This is a genomic window from Pseudoxanthomonas sp. LjRoot125, assembly GCF_964252705.1.
GTDB lineage: Bacteria > Pseudomonadota > Gammaproteobacteria > Xanthomonadales > Xanthomonadaceae > Pseudoxanthomonas_A.
This window is the reverse complement of the sequence record NZ_CAXUOY020000001.1, coordinates 562,528-585,622: the sequence shown is the minus strand read 5'-3', so window position 1 is coordinate 585,622 and position 23,095 is coordinate 562,528. Positions and strand designations below refer to the sequence as shown.

Below are 23,095 nucleotides of genomic sequence, written 5' to 3'. Positions count from 1 at the left end.
TCGACATGACCGCTGATCCCCGGCTGGCAATGCTGGCGTCCTACAACCAGTGGATGAACCGCCGCGTGTACGACGCCGCGGCGACGCTGGGGCATGACGCGCTCGTGGCCGACCGCGGCGCGTTCTTCGGCTCGATCCTGGGGACGCTGAACCACCTGGTCGTCACCGACACGATCTGGCTCAAACGCTTCGCTGCCGCACCGGATGCGCCCGCCGTGCTGGCGGCACTGGACGACACGCCGATGCCGACCACACTGGACGCCGTGCCTTACGCGACGCTGCCATTGTTGCGCGAGCGCCGCGCGTGGCTGGATGCGTTGATCCTGCAGTGGATCGCCACGCTGACACCCTTGCAGCTCGCGGCATCGCTCACCTACACCAGCACGCGGGGCGCGCACTTCACGCGCGATGTGCTCGGGGTGGTGACGCATCTGTTCAACCACCAGACCCATCATCGCGGGCAGGTCACCACGCTGCTGTCGCAGGCAGGCGTGGATGTGGGCGTCACCGATCTGTTGGCGATGCCGCTCGACGCGGACTGAGTGTCAGCCTGCGCGATCCGCCAGCAGTTGCTCCACCTGTGCGCGCAGATCCGCCACCTCGGCTTCGAGCGCAGCGACGCGTGCTTCCAGCTCGGGATCGGCGGCATCGCCGACCGATGAAGACGGCACACGCGCGGCGATCGCGGCCACGTCCACCGGCCCGCCCAGCAAGTGCGCGTAACGGTCTTCGCGCTGGCCGGGACCCCGCGGGATCTGCACAACGAGGGGCGCTTCGCGCTGGATCAGCCGGTCCAGGTGATGGCGCACATCCTCTGCATCATTGAAGCGGCACAGGCGTTCGCAGCGCGCCAGCAGCTCATGCACGGTCTGCGGGCCGCGCAATGCGAGCAGGCCGAGCAGCGCGACCTGCTGTTGCGGAATGCCGAAGAACGCGGCCGTGCGGTGCTCGTAACGCTCCGCGCGCGACGAGAACACCTGCTTCGCCAGTCCCTTCTGCTCCAACTGGCGCAGCGCGTGGTTCACCGCGCCCGGATCCAGCGCCATCACCGGCTCGCGCGCCGTCTTCTGGTTGGCGGCGGACTGCGCGGCGTTGATCGTCAGCGGATAGGTGTCCGGCGTGGTGGCTTCCTTCTCGATCAGGCAGCCCAGCAGGCGGGCCTCGGCGGCGTTCAGCACGATGGTCGTGTCGTCCATGGGAGCGGTGGCATCTGGCAGGGGCCGGCAGGATAACCCGCGCACGCCACGCCGCCGAACGACGCGTGTAACACCGGTCGGCTAGAATTCCTGCACTTTGAACACCGGATCTCCCATGCGCGTTTCCCTGCTCGCCGCCGGCCTGGCGGCTTCGTTGCTGACCCTGTCCGCGTGCAAGCGCACCGAGCCCGCCGCCGCGCCGGCCGATGCCGCCACACCCGCAGCGCCCGCGACGTCGACCGCCGCCAAGCCGACCGGCACGCACGACAACCTCAATGCCGTGGCGTGGGTGCAGACGTCGGTCGAGTACCGCGCGATCACCACCCAGACCTTCCGTGCCGCCGCCGACCACCTCGACGTGGCGCTGAAGGAAAAGAACTGGGACGCGCTGGTCCCCGCCGAACGCGGCAATGCCGCCACGGGCCTGAAGCCCGCGGTGGTGATGGATGTCGACGAAACCGTGCTGGACAACTCGCCCTACCAGGCGCGCCTGATCCGCGATGGCAAGGAATACGACGAAATCAGCTGGGACCAGTGGGTGGCCGAGAAGAAGGCCAAGCCGCTGCCGGGCGTGGTGGATTTCGCCAAGGCCGCCGCCGCGAAGGGCGTCACCATCCTCTACATCTCCAACCGCGCCGTGCATCTGAAGGAGGCGACGCTGGCCAACCTGCGCGAGGCCGGCCTGCCGGTGGCGGACGAGAGCGTGTTCCTCGGCCTGGGTACGGTGCTGGAAGGCTGCGAGCAGAACGGCTCCGAGAAGAACTGCCGCCGCCGCCTGGCAGGGCAGCAGTACCGCGTGCTGATGCAGTTCGGCGACCAGATCGGCGACTTCGTCCAGGTGGAAGCCAACACCCGTGACGGACGCCAGGCGCTGTTCGACGAATACGACGACTGGTTCGGCGAGCGCTGGTGGATGCTGCCCAATCCGACCTACGGTTCGTGGGAACCGGCGCTGTTCAACAACGCCTGGGACCAGCCGGCCGCCGCACGCACCCAGGCCAAGCGCGACGCGCTGGACTACGCGCCGTGAGCCGGGGCCCGGTCGCCCTGACAGCGCGCGAGCGCCTGATCTTCGCGCTGGATGCGCCGTCCGGTGCCGACGCGCTGGCGTGGGTCGACCGACTGGGCGACGCCGTGCAGTTCTACAAGATCGGCATGGAGCTGCTCGCCAGCGGCGACTATTTCACCGTGCTGGACGAGCTCGCCCGCCGCGACAAGCGGGTGTTCGTCGACCTGAAGTTCTTCGACATTCCCGCCACCGTGGCGGGGGTGATCCGCGGACTGTCCCGCTGGCCGGTGACCTACGCGACCATCCACGGCTGGCACGCGGGGATGATGGAAGCGGCCGCCACCGCGCGCGAAGGCGACCTGCGCCTGCTCGCGGTGACCGTGCTGACCTCGATGGATGGCAACGACCTGCGCGCCATGGGCATCAACGGCGCCGAACCGGCCGACATCGTCGTCCAACGTGCGCTTGCCGCACAGACGGCCGGCATCGACGGCGTGATCTGTTCCGGCCAGGAGGCAGGCATGATCCGCGCCGCCACGGGCACGGGCTTCTCCATCGTCTGTCCCGGCATCCGCCCGGGCGGCCCGGTGGGCGACGACCAGAAGCGCACGGTGGGCGTGGCCGAGGCCTTCGCGCTGGGTGCCGACGCCATCGTGGTGGGCCGGCCGATCAGCAAGGCGGCCGATCCCAAGGCGGCGGCCGAGGCGATCCAGGCCGAGATCGCAGGCGCGATCAAGTAAAATCAATGACTTATACAAAGTTATTTCAGGTATTGCCTTAGCATTCGGGCGCAGGTAGGCTGTGCGCATCCGGCCTTCGGGCCGGAGATGTGCCACAACACTTCGTCCTCCGGTTTCGGCCGGATTTCAGGGGACCCGCGGCGTCGCAAGACACCGGGTCCCCTTTTTTATTGCCCGACGACCGCCGACTTGCGACGGCCATGCTTGCCGCTCCCGGCGCCGCCCGCGAAGATGCGGGGCGACTGGGGAGTCACTGCATGAAGCCGAAGCCGTCCGCGTCCGTCCTGCGCGTGCTGGCAGCCCTCGGGCTGTCGCTCGTCCTGCTGGCCGGCTGCAAGAAGCGCGAACCCGAAGAGCTCGCCGGCGCCGCCAGCGAGCCCGCGGCCGCCGTGCGCCAACTCGCCTCGCACCTGCAGCGCAACGACCTGGTCGCTTTCGCCCGCGATGCCGTGCCGCCGGACCTGCATGCCCGGCTGGAGACGGCCTGGCGCCAGGGCGAAGTGCGCTGGCCGCTCAGCGAACTTCCGCTGGAGGACAAGCTGGTGCCGATGCTGGCCGCGCTGTCTGCAAAGGATGCCGAACGCACCCTGCAACGCAGCTTCGACCGTCAGTTCGCACGCCAGGACCGCGACCTGCGCGAAGCCGCGCGCACGCTGGGACTGTTCGGCGTCCAGTACGTGAAGAACGAGGGCGACTACACCCAGGAGGAGCGCGATCACTACGCGCAGGTCATCGCCGCCCTCAGCGACTGGGCGCAGCAGGCGCCGTTGGGCGATCCCGCGTTGGCCCGCGCGACGCTGACGAAGCTCGCCCCGGCGGCCCGGCGCAGTGGCCTGGCGTCAAACGAGGCCCTCTCCAAAGCCGGCATGCAGGGCAGCCTGCGGCGGCTGACACCGCTCTTCATCGAGACCAAGGCAACCTTCGCCCGCTACGGGCTGCCGCTGGACACCACCTTTGCCGACCTGCGCACCGGCCTGGTCCAGCAACAGGGCGACACCGCCACCGTCCGCATCCACTATCCGCTGGGCGAACGCGAGATCGACACCGTGGTCAGCCTGGAGCGCCGGGGGAAGAACTGGTACCTGACCGACTACCTCCGGCATGCCGAAGAAGCACTGTCGGCCGTCCAGGCCGATGCAGCCCCCGAGGCGTCCCCCCCGTGACCCCGCCCGAGCCCACCGAGAACGGCAAGACATCGACAAGATGAGCATCCGCGGCGGGAGTCGAACCCCCGCCCCTTGGATATCAAGGACTTGCGGGGGTGGTCCGAGGTGCTGGTGAGGACCGCCGGCAGATGATCGGCGCCCGTTGGCACCTGTAACCGCTTTCCAGCCGCCCATGGGCGTGCGCCATAATGCGGCCGATGCCTGAACAGAATCCCCTGCCGTTCCCGGACGCCCCGGCGCCGACGCCCCCGGACAAGAAGCCGGCGGCCGATGTCGCGCCCGCCTCCGGAGCCCCTGCCGATGGCGATGCGTCGCTGACAGCCGGCGCGCCGATGACACCGCCAGCGCCGACGCGCCAGGCCAAGCGCCCGCTGTGGGCGCGGCTGTTGAGCCGCCTGGCCGATCCCTGGCTGGCGCTGTCGATCGAACCGGCGACGCCCGGCGAACTGCTGGACACGCGCCCGATCTGCTACGTGCTGGAGGACTACGGTCTTTCCAACGCCCTGATCCTCGACCGGGCCTGCCGCGACGCCGGCCTGCCCTCGCCGCTGCTGCCGCTGCCGGTCCCCGGCAATCCGCTGGGTCGCAAGCGCGCCTACGTGGCGCTGTCGCGCCGCAACGCCAGTACGTTGATCCCCGACCAGGTCAGCGCCAAGACCCATTCGGGCTCGCTCGCCAAGCTCCTGCAAGCGCATCGCGCCAATCCGGGACTGGACGTGCAGCTGGTGCCGGTCTCGATCTTCGTCGGCCGCGCACCGGACAAGCAGAGCGGCTGGTTCTCGGTGCTGTTCTCGGAGAACTGGGCCATCGTCGGCCGCTTCCGCCGCCTGCTGGCGATCCTGCTCAACGGCCGCGGCACCATCGTGCGTTTCGCGCCGCCGGTGTCGCTGCGGGGCACGGTGGATGAAGGCCTGGAACCCGAACGCACGGTGCGCAAGCTGTCGCGCGTCCTGCGCACGCACTTCCACCGCATCCGCGAAGCCATCATCGGTCCCGACCTGTCCACCCGCCGCCTGCTGGTGGACCAGGTACTCGCCGCCGACCCGGTGAAGGAAGCCATCGCCGAACAGGCCAAGCGCGACAAGTCCAAGCCCGAGGACGCGTGGAAGAAGGCGCACGCGTACGCCTGGGAAATCGCCGCCGACTATTCCAATCCGGTCGTGCGCTCGGCCAGCTTCCTGCTGAGCCACGTGTGGAACCAGATCTACGACGGCGTGCTGGTCCACCACCTGGACAAGTTCAAGCAGGCCGCGCCGGGCCATGAAGTGGTCTACGTGCCCTGCCACCGCAGCCACATGGACTACCTGCTGCTGTCGTACCTGCTGTACGAACGCGGCATCGTGCCGCCGCACATCGCGGCCGGCATCAACCTCAACCTGCCGGTGGTGGGCACGCTGCTGCGCAAGGGCGGCGCGTTCTTCATGCGCCGGAGCTTCCGCGGCAACCCGCTGTATTCGGCGGTATTCACCGAGTACGTCGCGCAGCTGGTCTCCGGCGGCTATTCGCTGGAGTACTTCATCGAAGGCGGACGCTCGCGCACCGGCCGCCTGCTGGCGCCCAAGGGCGGGATGATCTCGATGACGGTGCGCGCGTTCCTGCGCCAGCCGCGCAAGCCGGTGCTGTTCCAGCCGGTCTACATCGGCTACGAGAAGCTGCTGGAAGGCACCAGCTACCTGGATGAGCTGAGCGGCAGGCCGAAGGAAAAGGAATCCATCTGGGCCGTGCTGTGGGGCATCCCCAAGGTGCTGCGGCAGAACTACGGCCAGGTGGTGGTGAACTTCGGCGAGCCGATCCTGCTCAACGATGCGCTCGCCACGCACGCGCCGGAGTGGGACGGGCAACCGGTCGGAGAAGAAGAGAAGCCGGCCTGGCTGTCCGACACCGTCGACGCCCTGGCCCAGCAGATCCACGTCAACATCAACCGCGCCGCAGACGTGAACCCCATCAACCTGCTCGCGCTGGCGCTGCTGTCCACGCCGAAGCATGCGATGGGCGAGACCGATCTGATCGCGCAGATCGAACTGTCGAAGACGTTGCTGGCCGAACTGCCCTACTCGGACCGCGTGACCGTCACGCCGCACTCGCCGGAGCGCATCATCGCGCACGCCGAAGAGATCAACATGCTGCAGCGGATCAAGCACCCGCTGGGCGACGTGTTGAGCGTGGATGGCGATACCGCCGTGCTGCTCAGCTACTACCGCAACAACGTGCTGCACCTGTTCACGGCATCGTCGTGGATCGCGTGCTGCTTCCAGAACAACCGTCGCATGAGCCGCACCGGCCTGCTGCGCCTGGGCCGCACGCTGTACCCGTTCCTGCAGGAGGAGTTGTTCCTGCCGTGGACCGAGGACGAATTCGCCGAGCGCATGGAGCGCACGATCGAAGTGTTCATCCGTGAGGGGCTGTTGCAGCAGGTCAACGAGGACGATGGCGGCATCCTCGCCCGCAGCGCCGGCCAGACCGACGAGGTGTTCCGCCTGCGCGCGATCGGACATTCGCTGCAGCAGGCCTTCGAGCGCTATTACATCGCCATTTCGGTGCTGGTGAAGAACGGCCCGGGCACGCTGGGCGCGGCCGAACTCGAAAGCCTGTGCCAGCAGGCGGCGCAACGCCTCAGCCTGCTGTACGCACCGGCGGCGCCCGAATTCTTCGACAAGAGCCTGTTCCGCAGCTTCATCCAGAAACTGCGCGAACTGAAGCTGGTGTGGCCGGACGAGAACAGCAAGCTGCTGTTCGACGAGCGCCTGGATGCCTGGGCGCGCGACGCCAAGGCGATCCTCGGCCGCGAATTGCGCCACACCATCGAGAAGGTCAGCCCCGAAGCCGCGCGCCCGGCCGAACCGGCGCCGACGCAGGACTGACGGACGTCAGTAGCCGAGGTTGAAGTGGCGCGTGAGCCACGCCTTCGCGGGGAGCGCGCGAGCGGGGTCCCGGACCAGGCGATGCAGCGGCGAACCGCACTCGGACAGGTGCGGTTCGTCGTCCAGCACCAGCACCATGCGCAGCAGGTCCACACCGCCCGGCAGGATCGCCGGCGGCAGGTATTCGCGGAAGCCATAGTGCTCGAACACATCGTGCAGGAACGGCTCGCAGGCCAGCAGGCAGAACTGGATGCGCGCATCCTGCGCCCACCGGTAAGCGTCCTCCATCAAACGGTCCACCACGGCCTTGCTGCGCTGGTCGGCCTGCACGGCGAAGCGCGTGCCCACGGCGACCTGCGCCAGCGGCCAGGTGCGTGCGAACGCGTCGATCTGGAACAGGCTGCCGTACTCCACCTGCACGGCGAGCGGCGAGAAGTCGTGCAGCCGCAACGTGGCGATGGCATGGGCGCCCTTCTCCACCGACAACGTCGTACCGCACACGTCGAGTCCATCGGTGACGCGCTTGCTGCGGTCGCCGGCCTGGCCCTGTTCGTGGAAGTACACCTCGCGGCGCAGGCGCGGGACATCGCCCAATGGGTCACCCGGCGGAATACGCCGCACCCGCAGGCCCAGCCCCGCCGTCGCCTCCTCCGCGGAGCCGGCCACCGCCAGCGTGTCGCGCAGGCGCGGATCCATGCGGTGACTGAAAGGTTTGTCCTGCTCCATGCCGCTCCCTCGCCACGGCGCGTGGGGCGCGCATGGCTCGTCGTTGGGAACCGTGGCGCCGGCAGGACGGCATACGGTCGTGGTCGTAGGGAAAACCCCCACATCCATGACTGAAGCAAGCATCGGGCCAACTATTCGGCAGCGCGCCTCGGCGCCCGCGCACCGGCGGTCGCGTCCGGGTTTTCAGTCACTTGGCGCGAGGGGGGCGCCGGAGAGGTGGGCATCGGACCGTCTTCGGGTGACGCGCCACGTCAGATTCGGCCAGCCATGGGGCCGCTCGCAGGGTCAGGCGGGCTCGTCCGGGATCAGCGCGCTCTCGAGCCGCGCGATGCAGTCCTTGAGCCAGAGCTTGCGCTTCTTCAACCGCTTGATGGCCACCTCGTCGGACTCCGTATCGTCGACGAGGCGTGCGATGGCGTCGTCGAGGTCCCGATGCTCCACGCGGAGTTCGGCGATCTTCTGGGCAATGTCGGAGGGGTTGCTGGCGTCCACCCGGCGAGCGTACACCGCCCACGCCGAGGCCGTCACCGCGCCCCGGTACAATGGCGCCATGAGCACCGTCCTGCCCCTTCCCGACCCCGTCCTGCGCCGTCCGGCCGCCGATCCGCGCCGCGCCGTGCACGAGCAGGGCAAGTTGGCCAAGCGCCTGCGCCGCCAGGTCGGCCAGGCGATCGCCGACTTCGGCATGATCGAGGACGGCGACAAGGTGATGGTGTGCCTGTCCGGCGGCAAGGACAGCTACACGATGCTGGACATCCTGCTGCAGCTCCAGAAGAAGGCGCCGGTGCGCTTCGAACTCGTGGCGGTGAACCTGGACCAGAAACAGCCCGGGTTCCCGGAGCACGTACTGCCGGAGTACCTGGAACGCGTCGGCGTGCCCTTCCACATCATCGAGCAGGACACCTATTCGGTCGTCAGCCGTGTGATTCCGGAAGGCAAGACGATGTGCTCGCTGTGCTCGCGCCTGCGCCGCGGCTCGCTGTACAGCTACGCCGAGGAAAACGGCTTCACCAAGATCGCACTGGGCCACCACCGCGACGATCTGGTGGCGACGTTCTTCCTCAACATGTTCTTCCACGCCAAGCTGTCGGGCATGCCACCCAAGCTGCTGTCGGACAACGGCAAGCACGTGGTGATCCGTCCGTTGGCTTACGTCCGTGAGGACGACATCGCCGCGTACGCCGAGGCCAAGGCGTTCCCGATCATCCCCTGCAACCTGTGCGGCAGCCAGGAGAACCTGCAGCGCAAGCAGGTCAAGAAGATGATGGACGCCTGGGAGCGCGAGACGCCCGGCCGCATCGAGACCATCGCGCGCGCGCTGGGCGATATCCGCCCTTCGCAGCTCTCCGATCCGAAGCTGTTCGATTTCCTGTCGCTGGGCCATCGCGATGGCGCCGCCCTGCCGGATGCGCATGCCTGGCTGGCCGGCGAACCGAACGCCGACGGCGAAGCGCCGCTGTAACCCCACCCGTTCCGATCCACCCGCACGCCTGCGGGTGGAGTGACCTTTCTTCATCCTGGATAGTCGATGTTCTTCCGCAATCTCACGCTGTTCCGCTTCCCGACCTCCCTCGATTTCTCCCAGCTCGACGAACTGCTCCCCGAAGCCGCGCTCAAGCCCGTCGGCCCGCTCGAGCTGTCTTCGCGCGGCTTCATTTCCCCGTTCGGCCGTGGCGAAGAAGCGCTGTCCCACCGCATCAACGACGCGATATGGTTGAGCGTCGGTGGCGAGGACAAGATCCTGCCCGGGGCGGTGGTCAACGACCTGCTGCAGAAGAAACTGCTGGAAATCGAAGAGAAAGAGGGGCGCAAGCCGGGCGGCAAGACTCGCAAGCGCCTCAAGGACGACCTGCTGCATGAACTGCTGCCGCGCGCGTTCGTGAAGCCCTCGCGCACCGACGCGCTGATCGACCTGGAGCATGGCTTCATCGCCGTCGACGCGTCTTCGCGCAAGACCGGCGAGAACGTGGTCTCCGAAGTGCGTCGCGCGCTGGGCAGCTTCCCCGCCCTGCCGCTCAACGCGGAAGTCGCCCCGCGCAGCGTGCTGACCGGCTGGATCGCCGGCGAACCGCTGCCGGAAGGCCTGTCGCTGGGCGAGGAATGCGAGCTCAAGGACGCGATGGAAGGCGGCGCGGTGGTGAAGTGCCAGAACCAAGAACTCCAGAGCGACGAGATCGCCAAGCACCTGGAAGCGGGTAAGCAGGTCACCAAGCTCGCGCTGGTGCTGGACGACCACGTGTCGTTCGTCCTCGGCGAGGACCTGATCGTGCGCAAGCTGAAGTTCCTCGACGGCGCGGTCGACCAGCTGGAGAACACCGAGCACGACGACCTGCGCGCCGAGCTCGATGCGCGCTTCGCGCTGATGGCGGGCGAGCTGAAGCGGCTGTTCCTGGTGCTCGAGCACGCACTGAAGCTCAGCAAGGCGGAGTGAGTTCCGGCCGCGCGACAGCGCGGCTATGATGCCCGCATGTCATCCCTGCTCCGCCGCCTGATCGCCCATACGCCCCGCAGCGTCGAGCGAGATGTCGTCACGCTGGAGCTTGGAGATGGCCGCACGCTGGACGTGCAGCGTGTCCGCGATCCGCGCGCCAAGCGCCTGAAGCTGAGTGTCGACGAACGCGGCGCGCGGCTTACGTTGCCGTGGCGTGCCAGCCTGGTATCGGGCGATCGCTTCCTGCAGCAGCATCGGGACTGGCTGAGCGATCAGCTCTCGCGATACGCGCCGGACCAAGACGACGTCGCGCTGACGCCCGGCGTCACCGCCTTCCTGCCGTTGCGCGATGAGGATCTCCCGCTGCACTGGCACGAAGGTCGCTTCACTCGCATCACGAAGCAGGATGACGGGATCCACATCGATCTATCCTCGCGCACCAGCGATGCCACCCTCCGACGGACCTTGCGCGCGTTCTACGAAGCCGAAGCGCGCGCGGACATCGGCCGATGGCTGCCGGCCTACCTGGCTGGCCTGCCACGCGCGCCCCGCCAGATCCGCTTGAAGGTGATGTCTTCGCAATGGGGTTCGCTCGCACCTGACGGGACGCTGACACTGGATGTGGCCTTGGTGCTGGGTCGTGCGTCGGCGTTCGAGTACGTCCTGGTCCATGAACTCTGCCATCTGCTGCAGGCCAACCACTCGCCTGCCTTCTGGCGGGAAGTCGAATCCCGTTTCCCGGCATGGCGCGATGAGCGCGCGTATTTCCATGCGGAAGGACGCCGCCTCAAATCCCGCTTGCATCGACTGCTGTCCAGCGACTGATCGGCGCGTCGGGTCGCCATGTCCTGCGCGGCATGCACCTCGCGAATGAAAAGGGGCCGGGAGCCCGGTGGCTCACAGGGAATGGAGCCACGCTCCCGGCGCCAACTCCTTCGTCCGGTCACCTTCATGTCCCTCACCGCTTCGCGCACCCCGCCCGCTCTCGATGCGGACCTCGATGCAGGCCGCAGCGACGAGCTGCCTGCCCTTTCGCGCTTCTCGCTGTATGCCCTGCCGGCGTCCGAGACCAGCGCGACGATCCATGCGCGACGCGCGCTGATGAGCCGCAAGGGCGTCACCGTGGAAGAAGCGGCACGCCGCGCACGCGAGCGGCGGCGCGAAGCCGGCAAGATGCGCCGCATGGATCGTGCGGCGTGGCTTTTCCTCGTCCTCAGCACTTGCGGCGGCGCACTGGCGTGGCGCGGTAGCGCACTGTCGTCGCAAACCATGCTGTTGGCCGGCTATGGCCTGCTCGCGATCGCACTGGTGGCGCTGCTGGCCCGGGTGACACGGACACCTGCACGCTCACCGCTTGATGCGTTCTACTTGCCGGACGAGCTGCCCGCCACGGCCGAGGACATTGCACTGCTACGCCGGCTCTCCAGCGAAGACCCGGAGCTGGACGTCGTCACCAACGCCTGGTGGCGCAACCAGGCCCCCATCCGCAAGAGCGATATCCGCCTGGCCTTGGACCTGCGGCGCGCGAAGCTGGGTTGATCAGCCGCGCAGGAAATCGCCGATCACGTCGGCCACCGCCATGGGGTCTTCCATGTGCAGGTGGTGCGTACCGGCGATGACATGAAGCCGGCCGTCCGGCAGTAACTGCGCGCGCTGGGTCCGCAAGGGCTCAGGGAAGTAGGCCTGCGGCGGATCCGCATAGACCACCGTCGTGGGACAAGCGATGCCGGCGACCAGGCGCGCAAGTTGCGGCTCGCTCAGCCGTTGCGGCGTGGGCAGCGTCAGCCGCTGATCGCTGCTCCAGACGTACCCGCCTTCCACCTCCCGCACGCCCCGCTCGACCAGCAGGCGCGCCGCCGGTTCGCTCAACTGGTTCGCCTGCATGCGCGCGCGCACCGGCGTCGTGAGGTCCGAGAATACCCGTAGCTTCTTGCCCGGCAGCGCGCGCGCTGCCGCGATGGCTTCGCGCCAGCGGTCGGCAGTGCGCTCGACGGTCTCGGCCAACCCACCCAGCGCTTCGATCACGACCAATCGCTGCACGCGCTCCGGCACCGAGGCCGCCACCAGGCTCGCGATGCCGGCACCCATCGAATGCCCCAGCAGCGAGAACGTCTGCCAGCCCAGCGCATCGGCGATATCCAGCACCGCGTTCACCGCCACGCCGCTGGTGTACTCGGCCCCCGGCGCGAGATGCGAGCTTCCGCCATGCCCCGGCAGGTCGGGCGCGACCAAGTGCGTGCCGGACAGGTGTGGCGCCAGCGGGACGAAGCTCGCCGCATTGTCCAGCCAGCCATGCAGCGCGATCACCCGCGCACCATCGCCGTCGTTGCGCAAGCCGGTAATGCGGCCCAGTGGGATCTGCAGCTCGAAGTCGCGCAGCGTCATGCGGCGACGTCGCCTGTCGCCTGGCGTGCAAGTGCCGCGAGTGCATCCGCGTGGCCCGCGCCGTCGTTGAGGCAAGGCAGGTAGCGCAGTTCGCCTCCGGCATGCGCGAACTCTTCCGCCAACCCGATGCCCACCTCCTCCAGCGTCTCAAGGCAATCGACGGCGAAGCCCGGGCACACGACATCCACCTTGCGCACCCCGCGGGCGGCCAGTGCGCGCAGGGTGAGATCGGTGGCCGGCTCCAGCCAGCGCTCCTTGCCGAAGCGCGATTGGTAGGTCAGCGTCCATTCGTCGTCGCGCAGGCCCAGCGCCTGGACGATGGCGCGCGTGCTCGCTTCGCATTGCTGCGGATACGGATCGCCCGCACGCGCCAGGCGTTGCGGCAAGCCGTGGTACGAGAACAGCAGGTGCTCGCCCGCGCCATGGGTGGCGCGCCAGGTGCGGACCGAAGCGACGACGGCGCCCAACCAGCCGGGATCGACCGCATAGTCCTCGATGAAGTGCACCTGGAGCCCGGCGGCCTCGCGTACCACCACGTCGCGCACCGACTCGGTGGTCGTCGTGGAGTACTGCGGATACAGCGGCAGCACCACGACACGCTGCACGCCTTCTTCTCGCAGCGCACGCAGGCGGGCCGCCAGCGACGGCGCGCCGTAACGCATGGCGTCCATCACCCGCCAGCGCGGCAATCTCGCCTGCAGCACGTCGCTCAGGCGACGCGTGTAGACCGCCAACGGCGAGCCCTCCGGCAACCAGATGCTGGCGTACTTGGCCGCGGCCTTGGGACCGCGCAACGGCAGGATCAGGCCGTACAGCAGCGGCAGCCACGCGATACGCGGGATCTGCACGACGCGGCGGTCGCTGAGGAATTCCCCCAGGTAGCGGCGAACGGCCGGCGCGGTAGGCGCTTCGGGCGTGCCGAGGTTGACGACGAGCAGGGCGGTGGAAGGCATGTCGGTCATGGGCGCTATTGTGTCAGAGCGCCCGCACGCGTCAGCACAGATTCATGCGCTCACGCCTACTTTCAATCAGTTGCAGCATTCTGCTGCGAGTCCTTCTCCGGAGTCCGCCATGAACCGCACCTCCCGCCGCTTGCTGCCGCCCACCGCCCTCGCGCTGGCCGCCGCCCTGTTCGCAGGCCAGGCCATCGCCGGGCCGAAGGAAGACGAGCGCGCGACCAATGCGGTCCGCGTGCTCAACGAAATCCAGCGCATTCCCGAGAACGGGATTCCCGACAAGCTGCTGGACGAAGGCAAGGCGATCGTCGTCATCCCGGACACCCTGAAAGCCGGTTTGGTCATCGGCGGCCGTCGCGGCCACGGCCTGATGTCGGTGAAGAACCCGGACGGCAGCTGGTCGCAGCCGGTCTTCATCAAGCTCACCGGTGGCAGCATCGGTTTCCAGGCCGGCGTGCAGTCGTCGGACGTGGTGCTGGTGTTCCGCAACGACCGTTCACTGGACTCCATCGTCAACGGCAAGTTCACCCTCGGCGCCGATGCCGGCGTGGCCGCCGGCCCGGTCGGCCGCAATGCCTCCGCCTCGACCGATGGCCAGCTGAAGGCCGAGATCTGGTCGTGGTCGCGCGCGCGCGGCCTGTTCGCCGGCGTGGCCCTCGACGGCGCCGTGCTGCAGATCGACGACGAAGCCAACACCGCCGTCTACGGCAGCGCCGCCACGCCGCGCGCCATCTTCGAGAGCCGCGCCGGGCAGCCGTCCGATGCGGTGGTCGGTTTCCGCGATGAGCTCGAAGAAGTCACCGAGCTCGCCCGCAGCAACCGCGGCACCAGCGGTTCCGTGGCACGCGCCGCGACGCCGGCCCCCGCGGTCGCGCCGGTCGTGGTCGAAGCGCCGGCACCGACGCAGACACAGGGCTTCCAGCCGGTTCAGGAAGGCGAAGTCCGCACCGAGCCGCTGGACGGCACGCCCTGACGGAAGTCATGGGGTGTGGATCAACATCCGCACCCCCGGGCTGCGCTATCCTGAGCGTCCCTACTTTTCTGCGAGCACACCATGGGCGGTTTGAGCATCTGGCATTGGATCATCGTGCTGGTGGTCGTGCTGCTGGTCTTCGGCACCAAGCGCCTGCGTAGCGCCGGCAAGGACCTGGGCGAGGCCGTGAAGGGCTTCAAGGAAGGCATGCGCGACGACAAGCCGGCCGGCCAGCTGGGCGACCAGTCCCGCAGCGACGAAACCAGCGCCTCCAAAGAGCGCGACCGCGACGCCAGCTGATCCGGCGGAATCTCCGCCGCGACCATGTTCGACATCGGTTTCAGTGAACTGCTGGTCATCGCGGTCGTCGCGTTGATCGTGCTCGGCCCCGAACGCCTGCCCAAGGCGGCACGGTTCGCCGGGCTGTGGGTCCGCCGCGCGCGCGCGCAGTGGTACTCGGTCAAGGACGAACTGGAGCGCGAGCTCGCGTCCGAAGAGCTCAAGCGCAACCTCAAGGACGCCCAGGACGCCCTGCGCGATACCGAGCAGCGCATCCGCGACGGTGCGCGCGAGACCGAACGCCAGTTCGAGGAAGTGCGCCAGGCGGCGCGCGACGATGCGAAGGCGCTGCGTGACGACGTCGAATCCGCGATCACGCCCCCCGCGCTCGCCAAGCCGCCGGCCGATCCCGATCCGATGATCGAAGAGGAAGGTCGCCTCGCCTCGACCACCGACGTGCATGAAGACGTGCCCGCCGACGATGCACCGGCGCCGGATGTCGGTACCACGGCCGACCTGTTCCCGCCGAAGGAAGCGCGATGAACCGCGAATCGTCGGGCCAGGAGGCCGAAAGCAGCCTGATGGAACACTTGCTGGAGCTGCGCACGCGGCTGGTCCGCGGGCTCGCGGGCACCGGCCTCATCCTGCTGGCGCTGCTGCCGTTCGTGCGCCAGTTGTACGACCATCTCGCCCGCCCGCTGATCTCACAGCTGCCCGCAGGCCAGGCGACGCAGATGATCGCCAGCGACCCCACCTCGGGCTTCTTCGCACCGATCAAGCTGGCGTTCTTCCTGGCGCTGTTCCTGTCCTCGCCCTGGCTGCTGTTCCAGGCGTGGAGCTTTGTCGCGCCCGGCTTGTACAAGCATGAGAAGCGGTTGGCGATGCCGTTGCTGGTCTCGGCGATCCTGCTGTTCTACGCCGGCTGTGCGTTCGCTTACTTCCTGGTGCTGCCGAGCGTCTTCCACGCACTGACCGTGTTCACGCCGGACATCGTGACGCTGGCGCCGGACCCGGCGAAGTATCTGGACTTCGTCATGGTGATTTTCCTGGCCTTCGGCGTGAGCTTCGAGCTGCCGGTGGCGCTGGTGATCATGGTGCTGCTGGGCTGGGTCACGCCGCAGCAGCTCCGCGAAGGTCGCGGCTACGCCATCGTCGGCGTGTTCGTCATCGCTGCCCTGATCACGCCGCCAGACGTGGTGTCGCAGCTGATGCTCGCCATCCCGATGTGCCTGCTGTACGAAGTGGGCATCTTGGCCGCGGGGTGGTTGAAGCCGCGCCCCGTCGAACCCTGAGCCTGCACCACGTTGAACGCGCCGCAGCGCACCCATGCGATGAGCCAGCGTTGCCCGCCTGGTGCTCGAGACGATCCTCGACGCTGACTACACTTCGATGTGCGACACCGTGGGGATTGAAACGCCCGGTGTGCTAGCTGATCCGTTGCCCAGCATCTGTCGCCAGGCGGTGTAAGCCGCGCCGGCCAGCAGCGGCATCAGCACGCCCATCAACGCCAGATTGGTGAACAGCACCGCGATCACCGGCCCCAGCACGAACTGCACGATCACGCCGATGATCTGCAGGACCAGGCTCAGTGCGAACAACAACACTGCGAGCAGCAGTGAGAATACGATCAGTGCCCCGAAGTTCTTGGCGTTCGCCGCCAGGCTGAGCCTGAGCGCCGAGAATCCACTGCGGTCGGAAAAGATCACCTCCGACACCGCCACCATGACCAGGCAAACCACGATCGGCGCCAATGCGATGGTCACCAGCATCCAGAACAGAAATCGCACGACAGGCAAGGAAGCGACCAGGGCATTGACCTGTGCGGGATCCGGTTGCCCGCCATCCGCCATCAAGGCCTGCAGTTTCAGCATGACGTCGTTGGCCTGCTGCACGCCCTCGGTTCCGATCAGTGCGATCAGCAGGATGGCCGAGAGGATCGTGCCCGCCAGCGGAATGACCGACGTCAACAACAACGGCGCGACATGACGAATCCCTACCTGCAGGTGATGCACGCTCGCATCGCGGCCTTCTGACACTTCGCGTGCCGCCCACACCACGCCGGCAAAAATCAGGCAGGGCACCCCGAGGGTCAACGCGGCGTAGATCAACAGCGGGATCAACGACAGCGGAAAGGGCAGCGCCGACATGAGACCGACGACGACGACCGCGATCAGCAGCGAAAGCGCGACGACGAGCAATCCGACGACGCTGATCGCGAAGAGCGGCACCGGCGCACGCCTCAGCAGGGCGAAGCCCGCCAGCAGCCATTCTGCGCCGGCACTGGCCGGCACCTTGTTGATCGTCGACATCAGGGTTCTCTGGAGGGGGTGCGGCGATGGATCAGCGCGCGTGCAGTCCGCGCGCATGGCGGACGAACCGCCGCAATAGTTTGCGGGCTTGCGGCGCTGCCGTCACGCCGCGGGCGATGGTGCCGGGGCAGCGGCCCTCGCTGCGCAGGTGCTCGGCCCGGGCATGCACGTAGCCGCGCATGTGGTGGGTGGCGAATTCGGGGTGGAACTGGACGCCCCAGGCGCGATCGCGCCAGCGGAACGCATGGCAGTCGTCCTGGGCCGAGCGCGCCAGCACGGTGGCGCCCTCCGGCGGACGGGCCACGGTCTGCACGTGGGTGGCGTGGGCGGTGAACTTCAGCGGCAGCGCGCCGAACAGCGGATCGTCCTGCGCCTGCGGGTGCAGGTCGATGTGGACGGTGCCGGATTCGCGCCCGGCCGGGTTGTACGCCACTTCGCCGCCGAGCGCATGCGCCAGCAGCTGGTGGCCGTAGCAAATGCCCAGCAGCGGCAGGCCTTCATGGGCCGCGTCGCGCAGCCATTCGGCGCTGCGCTCGCTCCAGTCCGCACGGTCGGTGACCATCGCGGCGGAGCCGCTGACGATCACGCCAGCGAACCCTTCCCGCCCGGGCAGCGCATCACCGCGCTCGACGTTCGCCACCACGGTTTCGTGGGCTTCCAGTCCGGCTGCCACGCGGATCCAGTGCGGGAAGCCGCCATAGCGCCGCATCGAGCGCACCGGCTGGCCGGTTTCGACGATGAGGAAAGGGGCTTTCACGGGGGCATCCACGACGGCAAAGCAGCGGCAGGACAAGGGCTTGCCCGTATACTAGCCCGCTTTTCCGCAGTGCACGATAACGCCATGGCCGGACACACAATTTCACCGGTAACCTTCCAGGGCCTGATCCAGACGCTGAACCAGTATTGGGCCGAACAGGGCTGCGTCCTGATCCAGCCGCTGGACCTGGAAGTGGGCGCCGGTACGTTCCATCCGGCCACCTTCCTGCGCGCGCTCGGCCCGGAGCCGTGGAACGCCGCCTACGTGCAGCCCAGCCGCCGCCCCACCGATGGCCGCTACGGCGAGAACCCCAACCGCCTGCAGCGTTACTACCAGTACCAGGTGGTGATGAAGCCCAACCCCGACAACCTGCAGGAGCTCTACCTGGGCTCGCTGAAGGCGCTGGGCATCGATCCGCGCGTGCACGACCTGCGCTTCGTCGAGGACAACTGGGAATCGCCGACGCTCGGCGCCTGGGGCCTGGGCTGGGAGGTGTGGCTCAACGGCATGGAAGTCACCCAGTTCACCTACTTCCAGCAGGCCGGTGGCCTGGAATGCCGCCCGGTGCTGGGCGAGATCACCTATGGCCTGGAACGCCTCTGCATGTACCTGCAGAACGTCGACAACGTCTACGACCTGGTCTGGACCACCGGCCCGCAGGGCGTGGTGACCTACGGCGACGTGTACCACCAGAACGAAGTCGAGCAGAGCACGTACAACTTCGAGCATGCCGACGTCGCCGAGCTGTTCCACCGCTTCGACGCCTGCGAGAAGGAAGCCCTAAAGCTCGTGGAGGCCGGCCTGCCGCTGCCCGCATACGAGCAGGTCACCAAGGCCAGCCACAGTTTCAACCTGCTGGATGCGCGCCGCGCCATCTCCGTCACCGAGCGCCAGCGCTACATCCTGCGCGTGCGCAAGCTGGCGCAAGCGGTGGCCGAGGCGTACCACGCGCAGCGCGAGAAGCTGGGCTTCCCGGGATTGAAGCGCGCGTCCGGCGAGACCTGAGCCATGTCGCCCGATACCGTGGTGACGGTGACGTTCGCGCCCTTCCTCTTCGCGATCTTCACCGCGTACTGGGCGCAGACGACCCAACGCAGCGCGCTGCTGTGGTTCCTTTTCGGATTGATCCTGCCGCCCGTCGCGGGCATGGTGCTGCTGTGGCTGAACGCGAAGCGGCATGCGCAACCTCCCGACTCGATACAACCGGTCGCCCCGATCTGCTGGCGACGCGTAAGGACGTGATATGAGCAAGCAACCGCTGTTGATCGAACTCGGCACCGAAGAACTGCCGGTCAAGGCGCTGCCTGGCCTGGCGCAGGCTTTCTTCGACGGCGTCATCGCCGCGCTGGAGAAGCGCGGCATCGGCTTCGAGCGTGGGGATGCCAAGCCGCTGTACACGCCGCGCCGCCTGGCGGTGCTGTTGCCGGCCGTGGACGTGGAGCAGCCCGAGCAGAAGTCCGAAGTACTGGGCCCGTACCTCAACATCGCACTCGACGCGAACGGCGCTCCCACCAAGGCGCTGGAAGGCTTCGCCGCCAAGGCCGGCATCGACTGGACCGCACTGGAGCGCACCACCGACGGCAAGGGCGAGCGTTTCGTCCATCGCGCGGTGAAGCCCGGCGCGAAGACCGCCGAGCTGCTGGCCGACGTCGTGCGCGAGGCCATCGTCGGCATGCCGATCCCCAAGCCGATGCGCTGGGGCGCGCACGAATACGCGTTCGCGCGTCCGGTGCATTGGCTGGTGCTGCTGCTGGGCAAGGACGTGGTGCCGGCCGAGGTGCTGGGCGTGACCTCCGACCGGATGAGCCGCGGCCATCGTTTCGAACACGACAAGCCGGTCTGGATCAACGATCCCGGTGACTACGTGATGGCGCTGCAGGGCGCGAAAGTGTTGGTCGATGCCGACGCGCGACGCGCGCGCATCGTCGCCGAAGTCGACAAGGCCGCCGCACAGGCCGGCGGTACCGCGCGCGTCACCGACGACAACCTCGAACAGGTGGTCTGCCTGACCGAGTGGCCGGCGGCGGTGTTGTGCAGTTTCGAATCCGCGTTCCTCGCCGTGCCGCAGGAAGCGTTGATCGAGACGATGGAGATCAACCAGAAGTTCTTCCCGGTGCTCAGCGACGGCGGCAAGCTGACCGAGCACTTCATCGGCATCGCCAACATCGAGTCGCAGGACGTGGCGGAAGTCCGCAAGGGCTACGAGCGCGTGATCCGTCCGCGCTTCGCCGACGCGAAGTTCTTCTTCGACGAAGACCTCAAGCAGGGCCTCGTGTCGATGGGCGATGGCCTGAAGACCGTGACCTACCAGGCCAAGCTGGGCAGCGTCGCCGACAAGGCGGAGCGCGTCGCCACCCTGGCGGAAGCGATCGCGCCGATGGTCGGTGCGGATGCCGCGCTGGCGCGCCGTGCCGCGATGCTGGCGAAGAACGACCTGCAGTCGCGCATGGTCAACGAGTTCCCCGAACTGCAGGGCATCGCCGGCCGCCACTACGCCCTCGCCGCCGGCGAGCCGAAAGAGATCGCGCTGGCCATCGACGAGGCCTACCAGCCGCGTTTCGCCGGCGACGACATCGCCCTGTCGCCGCTGGGCAAGGTGCTGGCCATCGCCGAACGCCTGGATACGCTGGCCGGCGGGTTCGCCGCAGGCCTGAAGCCGACCGGCAACAAGGATCCCTTCGCGCTGCGCCGCAATGCGCTGGGCCTGGCGCGGACGGTGATCGAGAGTGGCTTCAATCTCTCGATCAAGGACCTGATCGCAAAAGCCATCGATGCGATCGGCCCGTTGCCCACCGGCAAGGACAACGCAACCGCCACGGCGGATGCGGGCGAACTCTATGACTTCATCCTCGACCGCCTGCGCAGCTACTACGCAGACAAGGGCGTGCCTGCCACGCACTTCACCGCGGTGGCGGAACTGAAGCCGGCGTCGCTGTACGACTTCGACACGCGCCTGGATGCGATCGGCACCTTCGCCACCCTGCCGGAAGCCGAAGCGCTCGCCGCGGCGAACAAGCGCATCGGCAACATCCTGAAGAAGGCCGACATCGCCATCCCGCATGGCGTGGACCGCGCGCTGCTCAACGATCCTGCCGAGAGTGCGCTGGCCGAAGCCGTGGAAGCCGTGCTCGGCGAGACCGACGAAGCGCTTCACCACCATGACTACGTCACCGTGCTGGCCCATCTCGCGCGCCTGCGGCCGCAGGTGGATGCGTTCTTCGACGGCGTCATGGTCAATGCGGACGATCCTGCCGTGCGTGCGAACCGCTTGGCGCTGCTCAAGCGCCTGGCCGACCGCTTCCGTGCGGTGGCCGCCATCGAGCACCTGTCGGCCTGATCCGCGCCCGCGCCGTCCACGGCATGGACGGCGTGACATGAACGGGCGTGGCCGCGCCGCAGATGTCGCCACGCTGCTCGTTCACCGCGCTTAACCTGCACCGGTTATCCTGCCTGCATGCGACGACTCCCCCGCTTCGCCACCGTCCTCTGCATGCTTGCCGCCACGGGCCCCGCCTGGGCTGCGGCCATCGTGGACAAGGTCCGGATCGAGGGACTCGATGACGAACTGATGATCGAGAACGTCAACGCGGCGCTCTCACTCAACGACTCGCTCGGAAGCCGCCTGGGCGAATCGCGGCTGGAATACCTGCTGGGCGAAGCCGTCGCCGAGACGCGCGAAGCGCTCGAGCCCTTCGGCTACTACGCCCCCGACATCACCATCGATGCACCCCGCACGGAAGGCGCCGATGACGAACGCCTGACCATCACCGTGCGGGTGGCGCTGGGCGAGCCGGTGCGCGTGCGCCGGCGCGACCTGTCGATCGAAGGCGACGGCGGTAGCGACCGCTATCTGAAGGAAGACCTGGAGGCGTTCGCGCCGAAGGTCGGCGACGTGTTCGACCACACCACCTACGAAGCCAGCAAGCTGGCCATCGTGCGGCGGCTGGCGGATCGTGGCTATTTCGACGCCGACTTCACCCATCGCCGCGTGGAGGTGACGCGCGCGGAGCATGCGGCCGACATCGCCCTGGGTTGGGTCAGCGGCATCCGCTACGACATGGGTCCGACCACGTTCCACCAGAACAAGTTCGACCAGGGCCTGCTCGACAAGCTCGTGTACTGGGAAGAAGGCAGCTATTTCCACCAGGGCAAGCTGGACCGCCTGCGCGAATCGCTGGTGGGGCTGGACTACTTCTCCAGCATCGACATCCAGGCGAACCCGGACAAGGCCGAAGACGGACGCGTGCCGATCGACGTCAACCTCGAACTGGCCAAGCGCGACATCTACACCGCCGGTGTCAGCTACGGCACCGAGAGCGGTCCCGGCATCCGGCTCGGCCTCGACCGCCGCTACGTCAATTCGCGCGGCCACAAGTTGTCCACGTACCTGGACTACGCGCAGAAGCGCAAGACGCTGCTGACGCAGTACCGCATCCCCGCGTTCAAGTGGCTCGATGGCTGGTTCACCGTCGGTGTGCAGGCCAGCGACGAGCAGACCGACTACATCGACCTGCGCCATGTCGAGTTCACCGGCAGCCGCAGCGGCCAAGTCAGCGAGGACTGGACCGCGGTGGCCTCGCTGCATGCCTTGCGCGAACGCTGGCGCTATGTCGAAGACGATCCCGTCACCGGCCTGCCCGACACCACCGTGGAGTACGCGACGTTCACCTACCCCTCGCTGCGCGCGGACTACACCAATTCGCCGGTCGGCTCGAACCGGCCCGACCAGCTTGCCGGCTCCATCCTGTTGCGTGGCGGCCTGGAAGGCGCGGGCTCGGATGCCAACTTCCTGCAGTTCCACATGCGCGCGCGCTGGTCGCAGCAGTACAAGACCAACAGCGCGCTGATCGTGCGCGGCGAATACGGCCACACGTTCACCAGCTCGCTGGTGGCGATGCCGCCGTCGCTGCGCTTCTTCGCCGGCGGCGACCGCAGCATCCGCGGCTATGCGTTTCGCGAAGTCGGCCCGCGCCGGGGCGACTACGCGTTGGGCGCGAAGAACGTGCTCACCAGCAGCGTGGAGTACGAGTTCTATCCCAAGGGCGGGCCCTACGGCGGTGCCGTGTTCGTGGATACCGGCAGCGCGTTCGACGGCACCCGCCCGCAGCTCAGCACCGGCGTGGGCATCGGCCTGCGCTGGCGCTCGCCGGTGGGACCGGTGCGGCTCGACATCGCGCATGGCCTGGATGACCCGGATTCCAGCTTCCAGATCTACCTCAACATCGGGACGGACCTGTGAGGAAGCCACGCGTCCCCGACAACCTCACGCCCAAAGAGCGCGACGCGCGCATCGCCGAGCTGCGCGCG

At 67.9% G+C, this 23,095-nt stretch carries 24 protein-coding genes; 17 read left to right on the top strand and 7 right to left on the bottom strand.

Annotated features, from left to right (window positions below; all coding sequences use genetic code 11):
* Positions 1-5 precede the first annotated feature (5 nt).
* Complete coding sequence (locus ACSION_RS02540; protein WP_435304702.1) at positions 6-542, top strand: DinB family protein; 537 nt, start codon at positions 6-8, stop codon at positions 540-542.
* Positions 543-545: 3 nt separating this feature from the next.
* Here ACSION_RS02540 and ACSION_RS02535 read toward each other — a convergent pair whose 3' ends face one another.
* On the bottom strand, positions 546-1,196 hold the full coding sequence (locus ACSION_RS02535) for a YceH family protein (RefSeq protein WP_435304701.1): 651 nt from the start codon (positions 1,194-1,196) through the stop codon (positions 546-548).
* A gap of 115 nt (positions 1,197-1,311) precedes the next feature.
* On the opposite strand from ACSION_RS02535, the gene ACSION_RS02530 reads away from it, so the two are divergent.
* The 4 genes from ACSION_RS02530 to plsB all read left to right on the top strand — a co-directional run bounded on the left by ACSION_RS02530 (position 1,312) and on the right by plsB (position 6,972).
* Complete coding sequence (locus ACSION_RS02530; protein ID WP_435304700.1) at positions 1,312-2,226, top strand: 5'-nucleotidase, lipoprotein e(P4) family; 915 nt, start codon at positions 1,312-1,314, stop codon at positions 2,224-2,226.
* Positions 2,223-2,945 carry an orotidine-5'-phosphate decarboxylase gene (gene pyrF, locus ACSION_RS02525; RefSeq protein WP_435304699.1) on the top strand — a complete coding sequence of 241 codons (723 nt, stop codon included), beginning with the start codon at positions 2,223-2,225 and terminating at the stop codon, positions 2,943-2,945. Before ACSION_RS02530 ends, pyrF begins: the two co-directional genes overlap by 4 nt.
* A gap of 257 nt (positions 2,946-3,202) precedes the next feature.
* Positions 3,203-4,108, top strand: a complete 906-nt coding sequence (locus tag ACSION_RS02520; RefSeq protein WP_435304698.1) for a hypothetical protein — start codon at positions 3,203-3,205, stop codon at positions 4,106-4,108.
* Between the two features lie 191 nt (positions 4,109-4,299).
* Complete coding sequence (gene plsB / locus ACSION_RS02515; RefSeq protein WP_435304697.1) at positions 4,300-6,972, top strand: glycerol-3-phosphate 1-O-acyltransferase PlsB; 2,673 nt, start codon at positions 4,300-4,302, stop codon at positions 6,970-6,972.
* Between the two features lie 6 nt (positions 6,973-6,978).
* On the opposite strand, the gene ACSION_RS02510 is transcribed toward plsB, so the two are convergent.
* Together ACSION_RS02510 and ACSION_RS02505 are read right to left on the bottom strand one after the other, a co-directional pair.
* Positions 6,979-7,698 carry an N-acyl amino acid synthase FeeM domain-containing protein gene (locus ACSION_RS02510; protein WP_435304696.1) on the bottom strand — a complete coding sequence of 240 codons (720 nt, stop codon included), beginning with the start codon at positions 7,696-7,698 and terminating at the stop codon, positions 6,979-6,981.
* A 285-nt stretch (positions 7,699-7,983) separates the two neighbouring features.
* Positions 7,984-8,190, bottom strand: a complete 207-nt coding sequence (locus ACSION_RS02505) for a YdcH family protein (protein WP_435306645.1) — start codon at positions 8,188-8,190, stop codon at positions 7,984-7,986.
* A gap of 58 nt (positions 8,191-8,248) precedes the next feature.
* Here ACSION_RS02505 and ttcA point away from each other — a divergent pair, with 58 nt between their 5' ends.
* The 4 genes from ttcA (at position 8,249) to ACSION_RS02485 (ending at position 11,668) form a co-directional block, all read left to right on the top strand.
* Positions 8,249-9,160 carry a tRNA 2-thiocytidine(32) synthetase TtcA gene (gene ttcA, locus ACSION_RS02500; protein WP_093489265.1) on the top strand — a complete coding sequence of 304 codons (912 nt, stop codon included), beginning with the start codon at positions 8,249-8,251 and terminating at the stop codon, positions 9,158-9,160.
* A gap of 66 nt (positions 9,161-9,226) precedes the next feature.
* A complete protein-coding gene (locus ACSION_RS02495; RefSeq protein ID WP_435304695.1) occupies positions 9,227-10,129 on the top strand; it encodes a recombination-associated protein RdgC in 903 nt (300 codons plus the stop codon).
* Between the two features lie 36 nt (positions 10,130-10,165).
* Positions 10,166-10,954, top strand: coding sequence for a M48 family metallopeptidase (locus tag ACSION_RS02490; RefSeq protein WP_435304694.1), 789 nt, complete (start codon positions 10,166-10,168; stop codon positions 10,952-10,954).
* A 126-nt stretch (positions 10,955-11,080) separates the two neighbouring features.
* Positions 11,081-11,668 carry a hypothetical protein gene (locus tag ACSION_RS02485; protein WP_435304693.1) on the top strand — a complete coding sequence of 196 codons (588 nt, stop codon included), beginning with the start codon at positions 11,081-11,083 and terminating at the stop codon, positions 11,666-11,668.
* On the opposite strand, the gene ACSION_RS02480 is transcribed toward ACSION_RS02485, so the two are convergent.
* Positions 11,669-12,514, bottom strand: a complete 846-nt coding sequence (locus tag ACSION_RS02480) for an alpha/beta fold hydrolase (protein WP_435304692.1) — start codon at positions 12,512-12,514, stop codon at positions 11,669-11,671. It lies immediately after the preceding gene.
* The gene (hemH, locus tag ACSION_RS02475) at positions 12,511-13,485 is read right to left on the bottom strand and encodes a ferrochelatase (protein ID WP_435306644.1); all 975 of its coding nucleotides are present in this window, start codon (positions 13,483-13,485) and stop codon (positions 12,511-12,513) included. Before hemH ends, ACSION_RS02480 begins: the two co-directional genes overlap by 4 nt.
* A gap of 100 nt (positions 13,486-13,585) precedes the next feature.
* Here hemH and ACSION_RS02470 point away from each other — a divergent pair, with 100 nt between their 5' ends.
* From ACSION_RS02470 to tatC, 4 genes are all read left to right on the top strand, one after another.
* A complete protein-coding gene (locus ACSION_RS02470) occupies positions 13,586-14,443 on the top strand; it encodes a lipid-binding SYLF domain-containing protein (protein WP_435304691.1) in 858 nt (285 codons plus the stop codon).
* Between the two features lie 81 nt (positions 14,444-14,524).
* Complete coding sequence (gene tatA, locus ACSION_RS02465) at positions 14,525-14,743, top strand: Sec-independent protein translocase subunit TatA (protein ID WP_056881531.1); 219 nt, start codon at positions 14,525-14,527, stop codon at positions 14,741-14,743.
* A gap of 24 nt (positions 14,744-14,767) precedes the next feature.
* The gene (gene tatB, locus ACSION_RS02460) at positions 14,768-15,265 is read left to right on the top strand and encodes a Sec-independent protein translocase protein TatB (protein ID WP_435304690.1); all 498 of its coding nucleotides are present in this window, start codon (positions 14,768-14,770) and stop codon (positions 15,263-15,265) included.
* Positions 15,262-16,014, top strand: coding sequence for a twin-arginine translocase subunit TatC (tatC, locus tag ACSION_RS02455; RefSeq protein WP_435304689.1), 753 nt, complete (start codon positions 15,262-15,264; stop codon positions 16,012-16,014). Before tatB ends, tatC begins: the two co-directional genes overlap by 4 nt.
* Positions 16,015-16,101: 87 nt before the next feature.
* On the opposite strand, the gene ACSION_RS02450 is transcribed toward tatC, so the two are convergent.
* Positions 16,102-17,031 carry a BPSS1780 family membrane protein gene (locus ACSION_RS02450; protein ID WP_435304688.1) on the bottom strand — a complete coding sequence of 310 codons (930 nt, stop codon included), beginning with the start codon at positions 17,029-17,031 and terminating at the stop codon, positions 16,102-16,104.
* Positions 17,032-17,062: 31 nt separating this feature from the next.
* A complete protein-coding gene (locus tag ACSION_RS02445) occupies positions 17,063-17,788 on the bottom strand; it encodes a glutamine amidotransferase (protein WP_435304687.1) in 726 nt (241 codons plus the stop codon).
* An 84-nt stretch (positions 17,789-17,872) separates the two neighbouring features.
* On the opposite strand from ACSION_RS02445, the gene glyQ reads away from it, so the two are divergent.
* From glyQ to ACSION_RS02425, 4 genes are all read left to right on the top strand, one after another.
* The gene (gene glyQ, locus ACSION_RS02440) at positions 17,873-18,793 is read left to right on the top strand and encodes a glycine--tRNA ligase subunit alpha (protein ID WP_435304686.1); all 921 of its coding nucleotides are present in this window, start codon (positions 17,873-17,875) and stop codon (positions 18,791-18,793) included.
* Positions 18,794-18,796: 3 nt separating this feature from the next.
* Positions 18,797-19,030 carry a hypothetical protein gene (locus tag ACSION_RS02435; protein WP_435304685.1) on the top strand — a complete coding sequence of 78 codons (234 nt, stop codon included), beginning with the start codon at positions 18,797-18,799 and terminating at the stop codon, positions 19,028-19,030.
* A gap of 1 nt (position 19,031) precedes the next feature.
* Positions 19,032-21,125: a glycine--tRNA ligase subunit beta gene (gene glyS / locus ACSION_RS02430; protein WP_435304684.1), complete on the top strand. Its 2,094-nt coding sequence runs from the start codon at positions 19,032-19,034 to the stop codon at positions 21,123-21,125.
* 117 nt (positions 21,126-21,242) lie between these two features.
* Positions 21,243-23,027 carry an autotransporter assembly complex protein TamA gene (locus ACSION_RS02425; protein WP_435304683.1) on the top strand — a complete coding sequence of 595 codons (1,785 nt, stop codon included), beginning with the start codon at positions 21,243-21,245 and terminating at the stop codon, positions 23,025-23,027.
* Positions 23,028-23,095 lie beyond the last annotated feature (68 nt).

What these genes read in the sequence shown, in the direction of transcription:
- ACSION_RS02540 (WP_435304702.1), top strand. Translation starts at nt 6, where the DNA reads ATGACCGCTGATCCCCGGCTGGCAATGCTGGCGTCCTACAACCAGTGG.
- ACSION_RS02535 (WP_435304701.1), bottom strand. Translation starts at nt 1,196, where the DNA reads ATGGACGACACGACCATCGTGCTGAACGCCGCCGAGGCCCGCCTGCTG.
- ACSION_RS02530 (WP_435304700.1), top strand. Translation starts at nt 1,312, where the DNA reads ATGCGCGTTTCCCTGCTCGCCGCCGGCCTGGCGGCTTCGTTGCTGACC.
- ACSION_RS02520 (WP_435304698.1), top strand. Translation starts at nt 3,203, where the DNA reads ATGAAGCCGAAGCCGTCCGCGTCCGTCCTGCGCGTGCTGGCAGCCCTC.
- plsB (WP_435304697.1), top strand. Translation starts at nt 4,300, where the DNA reads ATGCGGCCGATGCCTGAACAGAATCCCCTGCCGTTCCCGGACGCCCCG.
- ACSION_RS02510 (WP_435304696.1), bottom strand. Translation starts at nt 7,698, where the DNA reads ATGGAGCAGGACAAACCTTTCAGTCACCGCATGGATCCGCGCCTGCGC.
- ttcA (WP_093489265.1), top strand. Translation starts at nt 8,249, where the DNA reads ATGAGCACCGTCCTGCCCCTTCCCGACCCCGTCCTGCGCCGTCCGGCC.
- ACSION_RS02495 (WP_435304695.1), top strand. Translation starts at nt 9,227, where the DNA reads ATGTTCTTCCGCAATCTCACGCTGTTCCGCTTCCCGACCTCCCTCGAT.
- ACSION_RS02490 (WP_435304694.1), top strand. Translation starts at nt 10,166, where the DNA reads ATGTCATCCCTGCTCCGCCGCCTGATCGCCCATACGCCCCGCAGCGTC.
- ACSION_RS02485 (WP_435304693.1), top strand. Translation starts at nt 11,081, where the DNA reads ATGTCCCTCACCGCTTCGCGCACCCCGCCCGCTCTCGATGCGGACCTC.
- ACSION_RS02480 (WP_435304692.1), bottom strand. Translation starts at nt 12,514, where the DNA reads ATGACGCTGCGCGACTTCGAGCTGCAGATCCCACTGGGCCGCATTACC.
- ACSION_RS02470 (WP_435304691.1), top strand. Translation starts at nt 13,586, where the DNA reads ATGAACCGCACCTCCCGCCGCTTGCTGCCGCCCACCGCCCTCGCGCTG.
- tatA (WP_056881531.1), top strand. Translation starts at nt 14,525, where the DNA reads ATGGGCGGTTTGAGCATCTGGCATTGGATCATCGTGCTGGTGGTCGTG.
- tatB (WP_435304690.1), top strand. Translation starts at nt 14,768, where the DNA reads ATGTTCGACATCGGTTTCAGTGAACTGCTGGTCATCGCGGTCGTCGCG.
- tatC (WP_435304689.1), top strand. Translation starts at nt 15,262, where the DNA reads ATGAACCGCGAATCGTCGGGCCAGGAGGCCGAAAGCAGCCTGATGGAA.
- ACSION_RS02450 (WP_435304688.1), bottom strand. Translation starts at nt 17,031, where the DNA reads ATGTCGACGATCAACAAGGTGCCGGCCAGTGCCGGCGCAGAATGGCTG.
- glyQ (WP_435304686.1), top strand. Translation starts at nt 17,873, where the DNA reads ATGGCCGGACACACAATTTCACCGGTAACCTTCCAGGGCCTGATCCAG.
- ACSION_RS02435 (WP_435304685.1), top strand. Translation starts at nt 18,797, where the DNA reads ATGTCGCCCGATACCGTGGTGACGGTGACGTTCGCGCCCTTCCTCTTC.
- glyS (WP_435304684.1), top strand. Translation starts at nt 19,032, where the DNA reads ATGAGCAAGCAACCGCTGTTGATCGAACTCGGCACCGAAGAACTGCCG.
- ACSION_RS02425 (WP_435304683.1), top strand. Translation starts at nt 21,243, where the DNA reads ATGCGACGACTCCCCCGCTTCGCCACCGTCCTCTGCATGCTTGCCGCC.